We start from the raw sequence: 1,207 nt of genomic DNA on the forward strand, positions 1-1,207 counted from the left end.
ACGCTCTTCCGATCTATGCCGGCCGCGTGGCCGAGGCGCTGGCGGCGGTGCGCGAGGCGCTGGCCCAGGGCATCGCGGCGTGAGGCGATGAGCGGGCGCGTCCGCGCGCGCGCGCTCGGCCTGGCCCCGGGTCTCTTTCCGCCCGGCGCGCTGAACGCCATCACGGACGTTGCCGGCCTGCGCGTCGGCCACGCCACCATCATCGAGGGCGATGGCACGCGCAGCGGCGTCACCGCCATTCTGCCGCATTCCGGCAACCCCTTCGCCGATCGCGTACCGGCGGGCCTGGCGGTGATGAACGGCTTCGGCAAGCTCGCCGGCGCGACGCAGCTCGCGGAGCTGGGCGAGCTCGAGACGCCCATCGTGCTGACCAACACGCTCGCCGTCGGTCGCGCGGTGGAGGCGCTGGTGGACTGGACGCTGGCGCGCAACCCGGACGCCGTCTCGGTCAACGCCGTGGTGGGCGAGACCAATGACGGGCGGCTCAACGACATCCGCGCGCGCGGCGTGACGGCGGCGCATGTGCTGGCCGCGCTGGATGGCGCGAGCGATGGTCCCGTCGCGGAGGGTTCCGTCGGCGCGGGGACCGGCACGATGGCCTTTGGCTGGAAGGGCGGCATCGGCACGGCGTCGCGCGTGCTGCCGGGCGCGCTCGGCGGCTGGACTCTCGGCGCCATCGTGCAGGCCAATTACGGCGGCGTGCTCACCATGGACGGCATCCCGGTCGGGCGCGAACTCGGCCGCTGGTACCTGAAGGAGCATACCGTCCGCGGCGATGCGGATGGCTCGGTGATGGTTGTGATCGCGACCGATGCGCCGCTGTCGGACCGCAACCTGACGCGGCTCGCGACGCGCGCCATGGCGGGGCTGGCGCGCACCGGGGCGGCCTTCAGCGATGGCTCGGGCGACTATGCCATTGCCTTCGCCACGCATCCGGGCGTGCTGCGCACGGCGGAACGCCGCGCGCAGCAGGCGATCATCGCCGACTGGCCGAATGACCGGATGTCGCCGTTGTTCGTCGCGGCGGCGGAGGCGGTGGAGGAGGCGGTGCTGAACGCGCTGACCATGGCGACCACCATCATCGGGCGCGACGGCCGGACCGGGCGGCGCACGAAGGGCGAGGCGATCGACCTCGATGCGCTGCGCGCCGTGCTGGCGCGCCACGGGCGGGCCTGATGCGCCGCCTGCTGATCGCCGCCGCGCTGCT

General features: G+C 73.7%; 1 protein-coding gene. It reads left to right on the forward strand.

Annotation, left to right across the window (positions count from 1 at the left end):
- The first annotated feature begins 87 nt into the window (after positions 1-87).
- Entirely contained in the window at positions 88-1,176 is a 1,089-nt protein-coding gene (locus HW578_RS26790) for a DmpA family aminopeptidase (RefSeq protein ID WP_198373737.1), read from the forward strand.
- Positions 1,177-1,207: the final 31 nt, after the last annotated feature.

It is taken from the genome of Roseomonas rosulenta (assembly GCF_016106005.1).
Classification (GTDB): Bacteria; Pseudomonadota; Alphaproteobacteria; order Acetobacterales; family Acetobacteraceae; genus Neoroseomonas; species Neoroseomonas rosulenta.

Excerpts from the sequence above, each read along its gene's own strand:
- HW578_RS26790 (WP_198373737.1), top strand. The coding sequence starts at position 88 with ATGAGCGGGCGCGTCCGCGCGCGCGCGCTCGGCCTGGCCCCGGGTCTC.